Genomic DNA, 16,357 nt, shown 5'->3' with positions numbered 1-16,357 from the left:
CTGCAATTATACGATCAATGCAGTTTGCGAAAGGGTTTCCTGGATAAATACTTATAGAGGCTGCTTAAGTTGATCCAAAATGGCAGGGTTCTCTAGTGTGGATGTGTCTTGTGTGACCTCTTCACCCTTGGCAATAACACGCAATAAACGACGCATGATCTTGCCCGAACGGGTTTTAGGTAAGTTGTCACCAAAGCGAATATCTTTTGGCTTTGCAATTGGACCAATTTCTTTACCGACCCAATTACGTAAATCAAGTGCTAACTTTTTAGCCTCATCACCCGTTGGACGACCGCCTTTGAGAACAACAAAAGCACAAATAGCTTCACCCGTTAACTCATCTGGGCGCCCTACGACTGCAGCCTCAGCAACTAATGGGTTAGCTACTAAGCAAGATTCGATTTCCATCGTACCCATGCGGTGACCAGAAACGTTTAAGACGTCGTCAATACGGCCTGTAATCGTAAAGTAGGCATTATCTTTATTTCGAATAGCGCCATCACCTGCAAGATATAAAGTCCCACCCAATTCTTCGGGGAAGTATGACTTCACGAAACGATCAGGGTCATTCCAAATCGTGCGAATCATGGAAGGCCAAGGACGCTTTACTACCAAAATGCCACCATGGCCATTGGGCACATCGTGCCCTACTTCATCCACAATCGCTGCCATGATTCCCGGTAATGGCAACGTGCATGAACCCGGAACCATCGGTGTTGCGCCTGGCAATGGTGAAATCATATGGCCACCAGTTTCAGTCTGCCAGAATGTATCCACAATAGGGCAGCGTGAGCCACCCACATTTTCGTAATACCACATCCATGCCTCTGGATTAATTGGCTCTCCTACTGATCCCAACAAACGCAATGAGGATAAGTCATAGCTCTTAGGATGTACTGCTTCATCATTACTAGAGGCTTTAATCAGCGAACGAATAGCAGTTGGGGCGGTGTAGAAAATAGTCGCTTTATGTTTTTGAATCGTGTCCCAAAAACGGCCTGCATTAGGGAATGTTGGCACACCTTCAAAGACAATCTCTGTAGCGCCAACAGCTAAAGGGCCATACGTAATATAGGAGTGGCCAGTAACCCAGCCAATGTCAGCAGTACACCAGAACACATCGTCATGCTTAACATCAAAGGTCCATTTCATTGTGAGAATAGCCCACAATAAGTAGCCGCCCGTAGAGTGCTGTACGCCTTTTGGTTTACCAGTAGAGCCCGATGTATACAAAATAAAGAGCGGATGTTCAGCGCTGACCCACTCTGGCTCACAGCTAGCGGATTCATTAGCGACAACTTCATGCATCCAAGAGTCACGCCCTGCTGTCATTGGAATGTTGCCGCCTGTACGTTGATAAACAATGACGTTCTTTACTTTTTCACAATCGCCTAAGGCAATCGCTTCATCCACAATCACCTTCAGTGGCAATGCTTTACCGCCACGCAATTGCTCATCAGCAGTAATCACCGCTACCGCACCAACGTCCACAATTCGTTCTTGTAATGATTTTGCAGAGAAGCCACCGAACACTACCGAGTGAATCGCACCAATACGAGCACATGCTTGCATTGCTACAACACCTTCAATAGACATCGACATGTAAATGATGACGCGATCGCCCGACTGAATGCCCATTTTGCGAAGTGCGTTTGCCATCTTCGAAACGCGATCCAATAAGTCTTGGTAGGTCACATTACTGACAGTGCCGTCGTCCGCTTCAAAAATAATGGCTTTTTTATCACCCAGACCTTTTTGAACATTGAGGTCTAGGCAGTTGTATGAGGCATTGGTTAGGCCATCTTCAAACCATTTGTAAAAAGGTGCTGTAGATTCATCTAAAACCGTCGTAAATGGCTTCTTCCAAAAAATATGTTCATTGGCAAGACGCGCCCAGAAACCGTCATAATCTTTCTCTGCTTCGGCACATAGCTGGTGATAAGCATCCATCCCAGAGATTGCAGCGCCTTTTACAAAGTCTGCTGGCGGGTGAAATACGCGGTTTTCTTGCGATAATTGTTCCATGCGTTACAGCCCTCAAATGAATAATGAATAATGAATCGTCTTTTTCCACGAAAATAACGCAGAATTAGGGAAATACGTTCCCAACAGCTAATAAGATAAGTGAAAACGCGTAACTTTTGCTCTATGGCAAACCCTTAAAATAAGAAAAACTTCACAAAATAAGCCCATTACCATGACAAATATCAAACAAAACGACCTCATTCAGAGTGTTGCCGATGCATTTCAGTTCATTTCCTACTACCACCCTAAGGATTTCATCTCAGCCTTGGGTAAGGCATATGAACTTGAACAAGGGGCTGCCGCCAAAGATGCCATTGCTCAAATCCTGACCAATAGTCGCATGTGCGCAGAAGGTCATCGGCCGATGTGCCAAGACACCGGCATCGCTGTGGTGTTTCTCAAAATTGGCATGAACGTTCAATGGAGTGACGCCACGATGAGCGTTTCTGATATGGTGAACGAAGGTGTTCGCCGTGCTTATATGAACCCTGAAAATCCTTTACGCGCATCTGTATTGGAAGATCCCGCCGGAAAGCGCCGCAATACCGGTGACAACACCCCCGCCGTGATTCATTATGAAATTGTTCCGGGCGACGATGTTGAGGTCATTTGTGCGGCCAAGGGCGGTGGCTCTGAAAATAAAGCCAAGATGGTCATGCTCAACCCCTCTGACTCCATCGTTGATTGGGTAGTCAAGACTGTGCCCACAATGGGTGCGGGCTGGTGTCCTCCGGGCATTCTAGGTATTGGTATCGGAGGTACCCCAGAGAAAGCCATGTTGATGGCTAAAGAATCCTTAATGGGCCCTGTCGATATTCAGGAGTTAATTACCCGTGGTCCTAAAAATCGTGTTGAAGAGCTTCGCTTAGAGATTTTTGAAAAGGTCAATCAACTTGGCATTGGCGCCCAGGGCTTAGGTGGCCTAACAACCGTACTGGATATTAAAATTCTGGACTATCCAACGCATGCTGCATCTTTACCAGTAGCCATGATTCCGAACTGCGCAGCAACACGTCACATCCATTTCCACCTTCATGGTGATGGGCCTGCCAAGTTAGAGATTCCCTCATTAGCAGACTGGCCAGATGTAACTTGGACGCCAGACACTCAAAAATCAAAGCGAGTGAACTTGGACACCCTGACCGCCGCAGAAGTTGCCGGCTGGAAAGAAGGTGAAACATTGCTTTTGAACGGCAAAATTTTAACGGGTCGTGATGCAGCCCATAAGCGCATTCAGGACATGTTGGCTAAAGGTGAAGCGCTTCCGGTCAGCTTTAAAGATCGAGTGATCTACTACGTTGGCCCGGTTGATCCCGTAGGCAATGAAGCGGTCGGTCCAGCGGGCCCAACGACATCAACTCGCATGGATAAATTTACCGAGATGATGCTCTCTCAGACTGGCCTGATCTCGATGATCGGAAAAGCAGAACGTGGACCGGTTGCGATTGAGGCAATCAAAAAACATAAATCTGCTTACCTTATGGCTGTTGGAGGCGCCGCCTACTTAGTATCCAAAGCAATTCAAACAGCGAAGGTAGTTGGCTTCGCTGATTTAGGCATGGAAGCGATTTATGAATTCGATGTCAAAGACATGCCCGTGACAGTAGCGGTCAGCTCTGCTGGCATCTCAATGCATGACATCGGCCCTAAAGAATGGCAAGCAAAGATCGGCAATATTCCGGTCAAAATAATTTAAAGCAAGGTTTATCGTTTGGCACTCATCGGGGTTTTTGATTCTGGCGTAGGTGGCCTATCCATTTTGGATGAGGCTATGCTCAGGCTGCCTGGGCATAACTATATTTATTTAGCCGATTCACTCCACGCACCTTATGGAGAAAAAACCAGCGCCTGGATTGCCTCTCGGAGCATGGCACTTTGTCAGCACCTGGCTGCACTAGGGTGTGATGTCATTGTCGTGGCCTGTAACACTGCTACAGCACAAGCGATTGCCGATATCCGCTCTCAGCTTACGGACACCCCCATCATCGGAGTAGAGCCCGGCATCAAGCCTGCAGCGATGCAGTCTTTTAATGGAATCGTAGGAGTGCTAGCTACCGAAGCAACGCTCAACAGCGATAAGTTCAATGCACTGCTGGCAACATTGCCAGAGCACTGCCGCTTTATTAAACAATCTGGAGCTGGCTTAGTCCCCTTAATAGAAGCTGGACAGGCCGATAGTGCAGCGACCCTTGCACTGCTGGCTGAGCACCTCAAACCGATTCAGTCTGCGGGCGCCGATACGCTAGTCTTAGGATGCACCCACTACCCATTTTTAAAAAATGTGATTCGTCAATTGCTTGGGGACACTATCACCTTGGTCGATACCAGCGAAGCCGTTGTCAAACAACTCAACAGACAAATAGAGTCACTTTTGCGCCCTTCAAAGCAACCTACTCAGGATGGCTCCACTACGATTGGTACAGTAGTCTTTATTAGTAGCAAAGATGAAACCACCTTACTGTCGATGGCAAAAGATCTGATGACAACGGATTTGGCAGGGCATGTCGTATCCGCTCAACGTTTAGGTGAACTGGCATGAGATCCTTGTTTCAGAAAATGAACACCTTCCTGCCGTTTGATAAAACGGATCGCATTATTATTGGAATAGTCATTTTGGTGCATGTTTTACTATTCGCCGATCTCATTCGATTGCCCACCCATGACCACCGTGATGATCAGAGCGACGCCAGAGTGATGGCTAATCTTGTTAGCCCAGAGGCCTCTCAACAACCCCAAGCTACACCGCCCCCACCGAAACCAAAGCAAGAACAAAAGAAAAAAGTGGTGGATGAAAAATCCACCCAAGCACAAGCGCAAACCCCGCCTCAAACTCAGGAGCAAAAAGCGAGCCCACCCACGCCGCAATCGTCCAAAAGCGAATCTCCAACACCTAATGCAACGGTTGCCCCCGCTACTAATGCGGGTTCTAGTGGTACGCCTATACAGACTGACATTGGTAAACTGGTGGTGGTATACCAACCCGATGCCGACGCTTACTATCCATCATTCTCCAAGCGCTCGGGAGAGCAAGGGGAAGTGGTGGTGAGATTGATCATCGATGAGGGGGGGAATGTTGAAGATGTCGCCCTATTGCGATCCAGTTCATTTCCGCGCTTAGACCGAGCAGCAACCGAAATTGGTAGACGTTATCGTTTCAAGCCATTTATAGTGAATGGTGCAGCCGCCAGAATTTCTACTAACCTGTTAATTAAATTTAATTTAAAGAATTAATCACCATGAATACACCATTTGGCTTAGCAAATCTTTGGCTCGAGGGCGATGCAATTACCCGCTTTGTAGCAATTGCACTACTGACCTCCTCTATCATTACCTGGGTAATCTTGTTGTCACGCTATTGGGCTGTGCGTAGCCTACAAAAACTGAAGCCTGAGCTAGAACAATTTTGGCGCGCTACATCGTATGAACAAGGCCTTCAGACTTTGACCAACCATGCAGTTAATCCTTACTATCAAATAGCCAAAGCAGCTAGCGCCGCTTCTGCGCACCACCAAAGTCAAGCAAGTAATCATCGCGAGCTATTACAAACATTGAACTACTCAGAGTGGATGGCGCGTAGTCTTAAAAATAGTATTGATGGAGTTACCGCAGGGTTCCAAAAGGGATTAACCTTTTTAGGCTCCACAGGAGCAACAGCACCCTTTGTTGGTCTATTCGGTACGGTATGGGGTATCTACCACGCATTAATTGCGATTAGCAGCTCTGGTAGCGCTCAAATTGACCAAGTGGCCGGACCAATTGGTGAGGCCCTCATCATGACAGCCCTCGGCTTAGCGGTAGCCATTCCTGCCGTGCTAGGCTTTAATGCCCTGAACCGTGCGAATAAATTACTGGGCGCTGACCTCAATCGCTTTGGAAATGATTTGCTGGCGTATTTTGTCACTGGTGCACGCATGAAGTCTGGAGAATAACGATGTCTTTCAATCTGCAGAATGATCAGAACGAAGATAGCCTGATGGCTGAAATCAACATGACCCCGATGGTGGATGTCATGTTGGTGTTGCTGATCATCTTTATGATTACTTTGCCAGTCATTCAGCAAGCAGTCAAAGTGGAATTACCAAAAGCCAACAGCGTGCGTAATGAAGTAAAGCCAGAGTCTGTTCAATTAACGATTAACGCTCAAGGACAAATCTTTTGGAACAGCGCGCCCATTGATTTAAAAACATTTGATGGGTATGCAGAAAAAGCAGCCCAAAAAGAACCGCAACCAGAAATTAATTTGCGCGCAGATAAATCGGTCAAATACGAGTATGTTGCACAGGTGCTGGCAGCCTCACGCCGTGCAGGCCTGACTAAACTAGGATTTGTGACCGAACCAAACTAGCTCCATGCCATCACCCTATTGAGGTGAGCCCCGCTTGAGTAGAGTGCACTGCTCCTGATAGGTCCGCGTACCATCACCTAGGGTAGCCGATAAAATTCCGCCTTGAATAGTTTCTGTTTTACTAAGACGACCTGTTAAGAGTTGAATATTAATGAGTGTTGTTACAACGCCAGGACCGTATTGAATGTCGTCAAAACGTTCTGGCAAAAATTGGGCTTGCACTGAAATTAGGGCCGCATCCTTGCTGATGACTACCGACTTCACCACCTGACGCCCCATCTCATCGGCACGATCTAAATCACGATCATCAACAAATACTTTGGCCTTTTTCCCTTTAACAGCGGGATCAATTCTTAATTCATAAGTTTCGGTGTACTGCTGTTCGGCTCGCACACAATTGAAGATGAGGGGCTCGACTGCTTGTGCAGGTGCCGACATCACCAAAAGGGAGGTCGACAAGAGGAGGATCGATAAATGGGGTCTGATCATGATTAAAAGCTATTTTTAGAATAATGAACGAGAGCGGACTAATGAGATCTGACTAATGTGATCTGACTAATGAGATCCGGCTAATGCTTGAGACTGCAATCGTAAATAATTGCTCAATTATAGTTTGGCAACAAAAGTAATGATGGGCAGATTAGAGGCACCAATGGGGTTGTGGATACCTGGTGCTATAAAATCAACCCTGAAAGTATTCTCTGGCTTTACAACGGCTCAACTCTTGCTTGAAAGTTTAAATTATGCAGCGCATTATGCTTCGTGCCAAATTACATCGCGTTACTGTCACCGAGGCAGACTTAGAGTACGAGGGTTCATGCGGCATCGATGAGGATCTGATGCAAGCCGCTGATATGAAAGAATTCGAGAAAATCGAACTTTATAATATTAATAATGGTGAGCGTTTTTCAACTTACATCATTAAGGCTGAGCGCGGCTCTGGAATTATTTCACTCAATGGCGCAGCTGCTCGCAAAGCACACGTTGGTGATTTACTCATCATCTGCACATATGGGCCGATGAGTGAGGCCGATGCACTGACCCATATTCCGAAGGTAGTTTTAATCGACTCCAACAATCACATCAAAGAGATTAAAAAAATTAAGCTATAGACGCAGCCTGTTTTTCTTTTTTTTGCCTGAGTTTGTCTTGTTCAACAATCAAACTAAATAAATTATTGGTGCCCGAGGCCGGAATCGAACCGGCACGCCCCTTTCGGAAAGCGACAGATTTTAAATCTGTTGTGTCTACCGATTTCACCACTCGGGCTCGTGCGAGCAATGAAGTCGCACTTAATAAAACAAGACAAACAAAATTTTAGCACGCGGGGCACCCTTGGGCTAAGAAGCTGAGCTGAGCCCTGATTTTGTAGCACTCAGAGTAAACCCATTAAACTATTCTGATGACATTTCCGCACCCCTCTGCTGGTTTTAAGTCCCTTATTAAGGGGTGTGCCTGGGTTACCTCCGTGATCCTGATATTGATCGTTATTACTGTGGTGATCTATCTCGCTTCAGCCAAAACAAGCCTCTCTGGCGCACGCACAATCAAAAGTTTAGGCGATGGGGTAGTCATTACCTTTGACGCTAGCGATATCCCGCACATTCAAGCAAAAACCTCTGCAGATGCACTTTTTGCACTGGGGTATCTCCATGCTAGCGAACGATCTTGGCAGATGGAAATCAATCGCCGATTAGCCAGTGGTCGCCTTTCTGAAATCCTGGGTAAGGAAACGGTTTCCATCGACCGCTTTATTCGCACACTAGGAATAAAGCATGCTGCTGAGAAACAATTTGATCGCTATCCAATTGCTGCAAAGCGATTACTGCAATCGTATGCAGATGGCGTCAACACCGGCAATGCGCACCTAGGCTGGGCCCTACCGGTGGAGTATTTTTTAACGGGTAGCAAGCCAGGTCACTGGTCCCCAAGCGATAGTGTGGCCTAGATGCTCATGATGGCACTGGATCTGGGCGGCAATTGGGATAAAGAATTACAACGACTAGAGTTATCTCAATTTTTAACGACAAAGCAAGTATGGGAAGTTCTGCCGCCATACACACCCGGCAATCCTGTAAGTAATGTGGATTTTGCCAAGATGTATCGTGACAACAAGGTATTCAATCAACATCCACAAGCTAGAAATCAAAAATCGAAGTCGCTGCCGTCCACAGAGCTCTCCATTAATCGAGTGCCCGGCGGCCAAGAGGGCATTGGCTCCAATAATTGGGCTCTGAACGGCAAACTCACTGTATCCGGCAAGCCCTTGCTTGCAAATGACCCTCACCTTGGCTTATCTGCTCCCGCAATCTGGTATGTCGCCCATTTAGAGGCTCCCGGTCTTAATGTCATCGGCGCCACTCTGCCAGGTATTCCAGCTGTCGTCTTGGGTAGAACAGACAAATTTGCCTGGAGTTTTACGAACACCGGTCCTGATGTACAAGACCTCTATATCGAACAACTTGATCCAAAAAATCCAGGGGTCTATCGTGGGCCAGAGGGTTTACTAGCCTTTAAGGTCCGCCAAGAGATCATTGACATCAAAGGAGCCGAACCCTTGCGTTTTGTTGTGAAAGAAACGCGTCATGGTCCGATTATTTCTGAGTCGTATGAACGAGCTAAAAGAGTCATCGATACTGATCGCTTTGCATTAGCCTTACGCTGGACTGCGCTCGATGTTGAAAACCGATCGGTTGTCGGTCTGCTAGAAATGAACAAGGCGACTGATTTAACCCTCTTTAAGCAAGCGCTACGCAAAAACTATGCTCCGATGCAAAACGTCGTGATGGCCGATCTTGATGGCAACATTAGTTATCAGGCGGCAGGCGTTGCCCCTAAGCGGACACTGCATCAAGGACTCTACGGAGTAGCACCTGCTCTGGGCTGGGAGAAACAATACGATTGGGATGCTTACCTACCCTTTGATCAGCTGCCCAGCAGTAATAACCCAGATTCCAACTGGATTGCCACAGCCAATCAGCAGATTTTAGCCAGCAATAACCCCAATCCTTTAACGGGTGACTGGGAACTCCCTACTCGCTACGATAGGATTGTTGATCTCATTAAAGAAAAATCTGCTCATGACTTTGACTCCATGAAGGCAATGCAGGCTGATACCTTGTCTTTGGGGGCTACCCCTTTACTGGATTTATTTAAGTCTTCTCAATCTCAATATCGTTTGGGGCAACAGGCGCTCCAGCTAAGCAAAGGCTTTAATGGAGACATGCGTATAGATAGTGCTGGCGCTCTTATTTTTAATGCTTGGGCCGATCAACTCACGCGTAAATTATTCTCTCGGTTGGGTTACTTATTTACAGAAACCTACGGCACACGAAATTACAGAGCTCCACTCATGCTTCAGCTACAGAACCCCAACAGCCCATGGTGCGATGACCCAACAACAACCCCGATTGAGTCTTGTGCTGAAGCTTCTAATGCGGCATTTGACCTAGCAGTAGAACAACTCAGCAAGCAGTTTGGTAGCGATCCACAAAAGTGGGCATGGGGCAATGCGCATATTGCTGTATCAGAACATCGTCCATTTAGTAAAGTTCCATTTCTGGGTAGCCTATTTAATCTTAGCCAGCCATTCCCCGGCGATAGCTTCACCGTTAATGTGGGGCGGCTAGAGCTACTCAAGAGTGACAACGCCTTTGAGACTAAACAAGCTGCGAGCCTGCGGACCCTTTACGATCTATCTGATTTAGAAAAATCCCTGTTTATCTATCAAACGGGTCAATCGGGCTGGGTCCAAAGCAAGCTATATCGAAATATGAGCGCGCAATGGGCTAAAAACGAGTACCTTCCACTACAAATGAAACCCGAAAAAGTAAGCCGTCAACTAGAGCTCAATACCAAGTAAACTGTGGTTACACAGTTTGAAATGAATTTTTCTTAGTTTGATTTAGCTCTTATTTTACGAATACCGATTATGAAAACAATATACGCACTGACCTTATTTAGCTCCCTTTGCCTTTTGCCAATAGCCAACAGTATGGCGGCCTGGAAAGAGCTAGGATCCAATGAATTAATGGTAGTTTATGTAGACTTGGATACGATTAATGATCAAGGCGAAAAGGCTCAGATTATGTCTATGCTCGATTTTAAGAAGCCTGGCGTTAACCCAAAAACAAAGCAAGCAGTCAGCTCAATCATCGGCCTAAATGAATATAACTGCCCTGCTATCAGTTATCGCCCTATCGAATTTAAAGAATTTTCTGGAAACAAAGGTTCAGGCAAAGTTGTCTCGGATAATAAAACCCCCAATAGTGAATTTGAGCCCGTAGTAAACGAGTCTTGGACAGCTGGGGTATTTAACGTTGTCTGCCAACGCAAATAACCTTCAACTGACTAACACTCGGCTACTTAGTCTACTGGGCTGTATTGCGGCCCTGATTCTGACAGGGTGTGCTGCGCCACTGCTGGCCTTCACTAGCGCTGGTACTGCCGCAGCTAGCTCGGTGGGTACCACCGCTGCGACGGTAGCGGTAGCCAATCCCAGTACTGCAGCCAGCGTTATCTCTACCGCCACTACCGGTAAATCACCCCTAGAACATGCAGCTTCAGCAGCAACTAAACAAGACTGCAACTTTCTAAATGCTTTAGGGCCAAAGCCTATTTGTACTGATATCCGCATTCCTCTAGTTAATGATCAGAGTGAGCTCTATCGCGGTCCTGCGGATTTAATCAAACCTTAGGTAAGCAGTCTAAAATCAAAAGCCAGCATTCATTCACATAGTAAATAGAACCATGACCACAGAAAACTACTACCTCACTCTGACCTGCCCCAATCAGCCCGGCATTGTTGCCGCAGTCTCTACCTATATTTTTGAATTAGGTGGAGACATTGAAGAGGCTCAGCAATTTGACGATAAAGCCTCTAAGCAGTTTTTTATGCGGGTGAGCTTTAGTTGCGATGCCGATGCTAAAACACTTAAAGCAGGATTCTTGGCAATTGCTCAGCGCTTTAGCCTTACTTGGGATCTTCGTGCCGTAAAAGAACTCAAGCGTGTCTTGATCATGGCATCTAAGTTAGATCACTGTTTAGTAGATCTACTCTATCGCTGGCGCATTGGCGAGTTACCAATGATTATTTGCGGCATTGTCTCCAACCATCCTCGCGAAGTGTATGCCAGCATTGATTTTGCCGACATTCCGTTTTATCACCTGCCCGTTACTCCAGAAACAAAAGCTGCTCAAGAGTCTAAGCTATTAGATATCGTTCATGACTCTGCGGTGGATATGGTCATCTTGGCACGCTATATGCAAATCCTATCAGATCATCTCTCCACCCAGTTATCGGGACGCTGTATTAATGTTCACCATTCTTTCCTGCCAAGCTTTAAAGGGGCCAAGCCTTATCACCAAGCGCACGCACGCGGCATCAAACTCATTGGCGCAACGGCGCACTTTGTAACTAGTGATCTAGATGAAGGTCCAATCATTGAGCAAGATGTTACGAGGGTGACTCATGGCGATAGCCCAGAAGACCTAGTGCGTAAGGGGCGTGATTTAGAGCGCACTGTGTTATCCCGCGCCCTTCGTTACTACCTGCATGATCGAGTGTTGATTAATAGCGCTACTGCAGTCGTGTTTTCCGATTAGACTGACTAGGGCCTGACCCCTGGAGTTTCTAGGGTCATGCCCCTAGCGCGCCACATTAGGTAGAGCTCTAATTGCGCCATTTCTATAGAACCATAATCAAACTGCTTGGCCCGAACGCCGCTCATACAATTACGTAAGCGCCTTTGTAAAGACCCTACGCCTTGCCATTCAATTCTGTAAATAGGGTAAGCAGTGGGATGTCCTTGTGGGATCAAGCTACCGCCCAACTTCAAGCCTGCACGATCTTGATGGCATTGGGCGCAGGACAAGTTCAATTGCCCCATTCTTTCATTAAAGTAGGCTTTACCTTGTAGCAAGTCTTGCTTATTTTGTAGACTCTCTTCAATTGCAATGGGCATCCCTTTGGACTGGCTTGCTACAAAAGTAGTTAGGGCCAATAAATCTTTACTCTCGTAAGCCAAGGTAGCAATTTCCTGCTTATCCGAACGGCAACGATTAATTTGTCCCTCTAGCGTCTGGAGTTTTCCTTTTATTACTTTTGGGTACTGAGCAGCTACGCCCTTCATACTCGAGCCAGATTCGCCATGACAGGAGGCGCAGGAGGCTTCTTTCTTCCCTACCTTTTGTTTCCATAGGCTATGGCCATCAATCACCCAAAACAAAGCTGGGTTCAAGTTGGGATCATTTTGCATCGCCTGATTTTCAGCTGTCATTAGCTGATAGCTTGATTGCCGAGCATCTTTGGTGGCCTCGACTTTTGCGGCAGTTGCAGAGCACACCACTACCCCGGTAAGTAGGCAAGCCAAAAACCAAAGCCTGAAAACGCGTATTTTCACAATACCGTAATTTGCGCTTGATTGATTGCTTCGTAGCCGTTGTCCCCAACCCACTTAAACTCCAACTTGCCAGAGGCTACTGCCACCGTAGTAAAAATGATCAAGGGATTTGCACCGATACCTTGGTAAAAATCAGCCCTAAACACTTCTTGGCCGTTGTATTGGCAAGTAAATAAGCGAATGATGTCCCGAGGAATTAACTTACCCTCTTCGGTATATCGAAAGCCAGTTTCCATATCATGTTGCACAATGGCGCGGATCTCAATAATCGCATTTTTCTTTGCCTGACTAGGCATCGTAATTAGGGTTCGAGATGTCTTACTCATATCATCTCCGTGCAAGCAGATAGGGTCACTAAAGTATCGGCATGACCACGCCAAAAACTACCATCGCTCATTTGCGCGATAGCCCAAACCCGCTGTGAATCCGCCAATCGGACACGGGTAGTGACTTCTGCACGCCCAGAGCGTGGTGTGAAGAAAGCACTAAAGATATTTGGCAGTGGATTGCCCTCCGCAATCACATGAACCACCTTGACATAATTATTCTCAGTCATGGGGCTCTCAATATTGACTTTAAGCACTACCAAATTACCGTTTTCGACCAATGGGGGAATAACCAGCTTTACGCGCCCATCCTCAATTCGATTGGCTCCAACAATCTTGGTCATCGCCTCCATTGCCTCCGATGCACTAGCTAGCGCAAGGGATGGTCTTAGATAGCTCGCTATACCCAGCATACCGAGTGCCGACAAATACCATCGGCGCCTAACATTGAGTGAGGAATAATTTTGTTGGTAGCGAGTGATATTAATTTTGAGCATCCCGTAGGTGATGATTTTATTGTGTACTTGGTTTTGTGTTCATGCCCACTAAAAAAGCAACAACATCTTCGATCTCTTGGGCACTTAAGATCGGCTGATTTACAAACTTTGGGGCAACACGGTTCAAACCCTCGGTACGGTAATACGCCGGCATGATGGTCCCCAGATTAAACCTTGAGGAATCGACAATCCGAGCCCGCAGTTGCGCCGCACTGTATCGCCCTACACTGACCCCTAACTCTGGCGCTAAGTTTCCCTGAAAGCGCTCTTCCGGAAAAGGGCCGTTATGACACAAGAGGCACAAAACCGTTTGACGACTGACTACGATTGCTCGTCCTCTACTTGCATCGCCTGGCGAAGTAGTTAGGGGGCTCACGATGGAATCCCCTTCCCAAGTTTGAGATTGGACTGAATCAGGCAGTAAACACATGAATAGCACTAGCGTGACCGCTGCTAGTGCTCCCCTCATTCCGCCTGCCTCTTTCACCAATCTTTCAGACTCAAACCAGCTTCATGCCACTATTTTTCAACGGCACATCTCGCAAACGTTTGCCAGTAGCGCGGTATATCGCATTTAATACCGCAGGAGCAGCAACTGCAATGGTTGGCTCACCTACGCCGCCCCACTCTTTACCGCCACCTTGAATAATGATGGTTTCTACTTTAGGCATTTGATACAGACGAATCGAATTGAAAGTGTCAAAGTTCTTCTGAACGACGGCACCTTTATCAATCGTAATTTCTTCCTCAAAAAGAGCCGACAGACCATAAACAAATGAGCCAGATACTTGACGCTCTACCTGAGCTGGATTTACTACATAACCTGGATCAGTAGCAGCCACGATACGATGAATTTTCACCTCATTGCCATTCGTAACGGATAACTCACAAGCGGCCGCTACATAACTACCGAAGGAGCGCATCTGTGCAAGGCCACGAAAAACACCTGGCTTAGCCGGCTTGGTCCAACCAATACCATCGGCAACCGCGTTGAGCACTGCAACAGCACGAGGAAAGTTTTCCATATGTTTGCGACGGAACTCAACAGCATCCATACCGGTTGCCTCTGCCATCTCATCCATAAATGTTTCCAAGAAGATCGCGTTTTGGTTCACATTGACACCCCGCCAGAATCCTGGAGGCACGTGCGTATTGCGCATGGCATGGTCAATCATCAAATTAGGAAAGCTATAGGTAATGCCGTGTTCGCCCTTTTCATCTAAACCCTGAAAGGCCACTGGATCTTTACCCTTGTTTGCCGCTAACACTGCAGGACGGACTGCTGCCAAGATAGATTGGCCTGATAAACGCATATTCAGGCCGGTGATATTTTTCTTATCATCAATCGATGCCGTCATTTTGCACATCCCTACTGGGTGATAGCGCCCTTGCGTCATATCCTCTTCACGCGTCCAGATCAATTTGATTGGCGTGCCTGGCATCTGTTTAGCAATGTTGACTGCTTGCGTTGTATAGTCCTGAAAAGCGCCGCGGCGACCAAAACCACCACCTAGATTGACCTTGTACACATTGCATTTTTCAGCTGGCAAGCCAGATGCAGCAATGACTGCCGCTAAAGAGGCTTCACCATCTTGAGTAGGAACCCATGCTTCACAACCATCGGTGGTCCACTTTGCAGTAGCGGTTTGTGGCTCAAGCGTAGCGTGGTTTAAGAAAGGATAGAAATAAGTAGCTTCAATTGTTTTCGATGCCTTAGCTAGCGCTTCTTTTGCATCTCCATTGGAGTTGCCCACAAAAGCATCGTTCGCAGTAAGCCCTTCTACCATCGCCTTTTTGATAGAAGCACTATTGACATCGCCATTAGCGCCATTATCCCAAGTGACATTCACCGCATCTAAGCCCATTTTGGCTTGCCAGAAGGTATCAGCAATAACTGCTACTGCTGAGTCGCCGACTTGAACAACCTTCTTGACTCCCTTCATGCTGGAAGCTTTAGTAGCGTCATAGCTTTTCACTTTGCCACCAAAGACAGGAGACTCATGAATCGTCGCTACCAACATACCGGGCAACTTTAAGTCAATTGCATAAATCTGCTTACCCGTCACCTTATCCGATGTACCGTCAATACGATTAACGGACTTACCAATGAGCGTCCACTCTTTTGGATCTTTTAGAGCAATCTCTTTTGGCACTGCTAATTGAGAGGCGGCAATGGACACCTTGCCAAAGGTTGTTTTACGACCGGATGGGGTGTGGGTAATCACGCTATCTTTAGCCACACACTCAGAGGCTGGAACACCCCACTGATTGGCGGCAGCTTGAATTAACATCATGCGGGCAGCTGCGCCACCCTTACGCACATATTGCTCTGAGGTACGAATACCGCGGCTACCACCGGTTGAGTAACTACCCCAAGCCTGTTTCCGTTTGAGACTCTCGCCTGGTGATGGATAGTCATAGCTGACTTTCTTCCAATCACACTGTAATTCTTCTGCGACCATTTGAGCTAGACCCGTAATGGTTCCTTGCCCCATCTCTGATCGCACAATCCGGACAGTAACATCGTCGTTCGGCTGAACCACCACCCAAACACCAATCTCTGGTGTGGTTAATGGCGTCATCGAGCTTGTACCAGATCCTTCCGCAGCATTGGCAGCAGACATCACTGATAAGTCAAAGCCGATTGCTAAGCCGGCCCCAATGGCGCTGGCACCGACAACGAAATGGCGGCGAGATAAATCAAGGGCATCGGGCGCTGCTGTGAATGTAGTTTTGGATGTAGTTGTATTTTTAGTCATGATC

Annotated in this window: 16 protein-coding genes, 1 tRNA gene and 1 pseudogene; 10 read left to right on the top strand and 8 right to left on the bottom strand. The window is 47.0% G+C overall.

The features are described 5' to 3' along the window. Nucleotides 1-51: 51 nt before the first annotated feature. Entirely contained in the window at nucleotides 52-2,025 is a 1,974-nt protein-coding gene (gene acs / locus QUD86_RS02960) for an acetate--CoA ligase (RefSeq protein ID WP_286297919.1), read from the bottom strand. A gap of 172 nt (nucleotides 2,026-2,197) precedes the next feature. Here acs and QUD86_RS02955 point away from each other — a divergent pair, with 172 nt between their 5' ends. From QUD86_RS02955 to QUD86_RS02935, 5 genes are read left to right on the top strand one after another with little or no spacing between them, the layout of a single operon-like run. Next, nucleotides 2,198-3,721, top strand: a complete 1,524-nt coding sequence (locus QUD86_RS02955; protein WP_286297918.1) for a fumarate hydratase — start codon at nucleotides 2,198-2,200, stop codon at nucleotides 3,719-3,721. 15 nt (nucleotides 3,722-3,736) lie between these two features. Further along, complete coding sequence (murI, locus tag QUD86_RS02950) at nucleotides 3,737-4,564, top strand: glutamate racemase (RefSeq protein WP_286297917.1); 828 nt, start codon at nucleotides 3,737-3,739, stop codon at nucleotides 4,562-4,564. After that, complete coding sequence (locus QUD86_RS02945) at nucleotides 4,561-5,256, top strand: energy transducer TonB (RefSeq protein ID WP_286297915.1); 696 nt, start codon at nucleotides 4,561-4,563, stop codon at nucleotides 5,254-5,256. Before murI ends, QUD86_RS02945 begins: the two co-directional genes overlap by 4 nt. A 5-nt stretch (nucleotides 5,257-5,261) precedes the next feature. Continuing rightward, nucleotides 5,262-5,954, top strand: coding sequence for a MotA/TolQ/ExbB proton channel family protein (locus QUD86_RS02940; RefSeq protein ID WP_286297914.1), 693 nt, complete (start codon nucleotides 5,262-5,264; stop codon nucleotides 5,952-5,954). Between the two features lie 2 nt (nucleotides 5,955-5,956). Continuing rightward, entirely contained in the window at nucleotides 5,957-6,370 is a 414-nt protein-coding gene (locus QUD86_RS02935) for an ExbD/TolR family protein (protein WP_286297913.1), read from the top strand. A 15-nt stretch (nucleotides 6,371-6,385) separates the two neighbouring features. Here the strand turns inward: QUD86_RS02935 and QUD86_RS02930 are convergent, their stop codons facing one another. Next, complete coding sequence (locus tag QUD86_RS02930) at nucleotides 6,386-6,859, bottom strand: hypothetical protein (RefSeq protein WP_286297911.1); 474 nt, start codon at nucleotides 6,857-6,859, stop codon at nucleotides 6,386-6,388. A gap of 254 nt (nucleotides 6,860-7,113) precedes the next feature. Here QUD86_RS02930 and panD point away from each other — a divergent pair, with 254 nt between their 5' ends. After that, nucleotides 7,114-7,482 (top strand): aspartate 1-decarboxylase, encoded by a 369-nt coding sequence (gene panD, locus QUD86_RS02925; protein WP_286297910.1) that lies wholly within the window; start codon nucleotides 7,114-7,116, stop codon nucleotides 7,480-7,482. A gap of 66 nt (nucleotides 7,483-7,548) precedes the next feature. Here panD and QUD86_RS02920 read toward each other — a convergent pair. Continuing rightward, nucleotides 7,549-7,639, bottom strand: a tRNA-Leu gene (locus QUD86_RS02920). Nucleotides 7,640-7,772: 133 nt separating this feature from the next. Between QUD86_RS02920 and QUD86_RS02915 the strand changes: the two are divergent. The 4 genes and pseudogenes from QUD86_RS02915 (at nucleotide 7,773) to purU (ending at nucleotide 11,974) form a co-directional block, all read left to right on the top strand. Further along, a pseudogene (locus tag QUD86_RS02915) lies at nucleotides 7,773-10,232 on the top strand (penicillin acylase family protein). 69 nt (nucleotides 10,233-10,301) lie between these two features. Beyond that, nucleotides 10,302-10,709, top strand: a complete 408-nt coding sequence (locus QUD86_RS02910; protein WP_286297908.1) for a surface-adhesin E family protein — start codon at nucleotides 10,302-10,304, stop codon at nucleotides 10,707-10,709. Further along, entirely contained in the window at nucleotides 10,690-11,067 is a 378-nt protein-coding gene (locus tag QUD86_RS02905) for a hypothetical protein (protein WP_286297906.1), read from the top strand. The genes QUD86_RS02910 and QUD86_RS02905 overlap by 20 nt, the downstream gene beginning before the upstream one ends. Nucleotides 11,068-11,119: 52 nt before the next feature. Further along, entirely contained in the window at nucleotides 11,120-11,974 is an 855-nt protein-coding gene (gene purU / locus QUD86_RS02900) for a formyltetrahydrofolate deformylase (protein ID WP_286297904.1), read from the top strand. A 5-nt stretch (nucleotides 11,975-11,979) separates the two neighbouring features. On the opposite strand, the gene soxA is transcribed toward purU, so the two are convergent. The 5 genes from soxA to QUD86_RS02875 form a co-directional block, all read right to left on the bottom strand. After that, nucleotides 11,980-12,771, bottom strand: a complete 792-nt coding sequence (gene soxA / locus QUD86_RS02895; protein ID WP_286297903.1) for a sulfur oxidation c-type cytochrome SoxA — start codon at nucleotides 12,769-12,771, stop codon at nucleotides 11,980-11,982. Then, complete coding sequence (locus QUD86_RS02890) at nucleotides 12,768-13,097, bottom strand: thiosulfate oxidation carrier complex protein SoxZ (protein ID WP_286297901.1); 330 nt, start codon at nucleotides 13,095-13,097, stop codon at nucleotides 12,768-12,770. Before QUD86_RS02890 ends, soxA begins: the two co-directional genes overlap by 4 nt. Next, on the bottom strand, nucleotides 13,094-13,594 hold the full coding sequence (locus tag QUD86_RS02885; protein ID WP_286297899.1) for a SoxY-related AACIE arm protein: 501 nt from the start codon (nucleotides 13,592-13,594) through the stop codon (nucleotides 13,094-13,096). The genes QUD86_RS02890 and QUD86_RS02885 overlap by 4 nt, the downstream gene beginning before the upstream one ends. Before the next feature lie 16 nt (nucleotides 13,595-13,610). Then, the gene (soxX, locus tag QUD86_RS02880) at nucleotides 13,611-13,970 is read right to left on the bottom strand and encodes a sulfur oxidation c-type cytochrome SoxX (protein WP_286297898.1); all 360 of its coding nucleotides are present in this window, start codon (nucleotides 13,968-13,970) and stop codon (nucleotides 13,611-13,613) included. 124 nt (nucleotides 13,971-14,094) lie between these two features. Next, nucleotides 14,095-16,353 (bottom strand): xanthine dehydrogenase family protein molybdopterin-binding subunit, encoded by a 2,259-nt coding sequence (locus QUD86_RS02875; RefSeq protein ID WP_286297896.1) that lies wholly within the window; start codon nucleotides 16,351-16,353, stop codon nucleotides 14,095-14,097. Nucleotides 16,354-16,357 lie beyond the last annotated feature (4 nt).

The organism is Polynucleobacter sp. TUM22923 (assembly GCF_030295705.1).
Taxonomy (GTDB): domain Bacteria; phylum Pseudomonadota; class Gammaproteobacteria; order Burkholderiales; family Burkholderiaceae; genus Polynucleobacter.
Note: the sequence above shows the minus strand (reverse complement) of the source record. Positions and strands in the feature narration are given on the sequence as shown.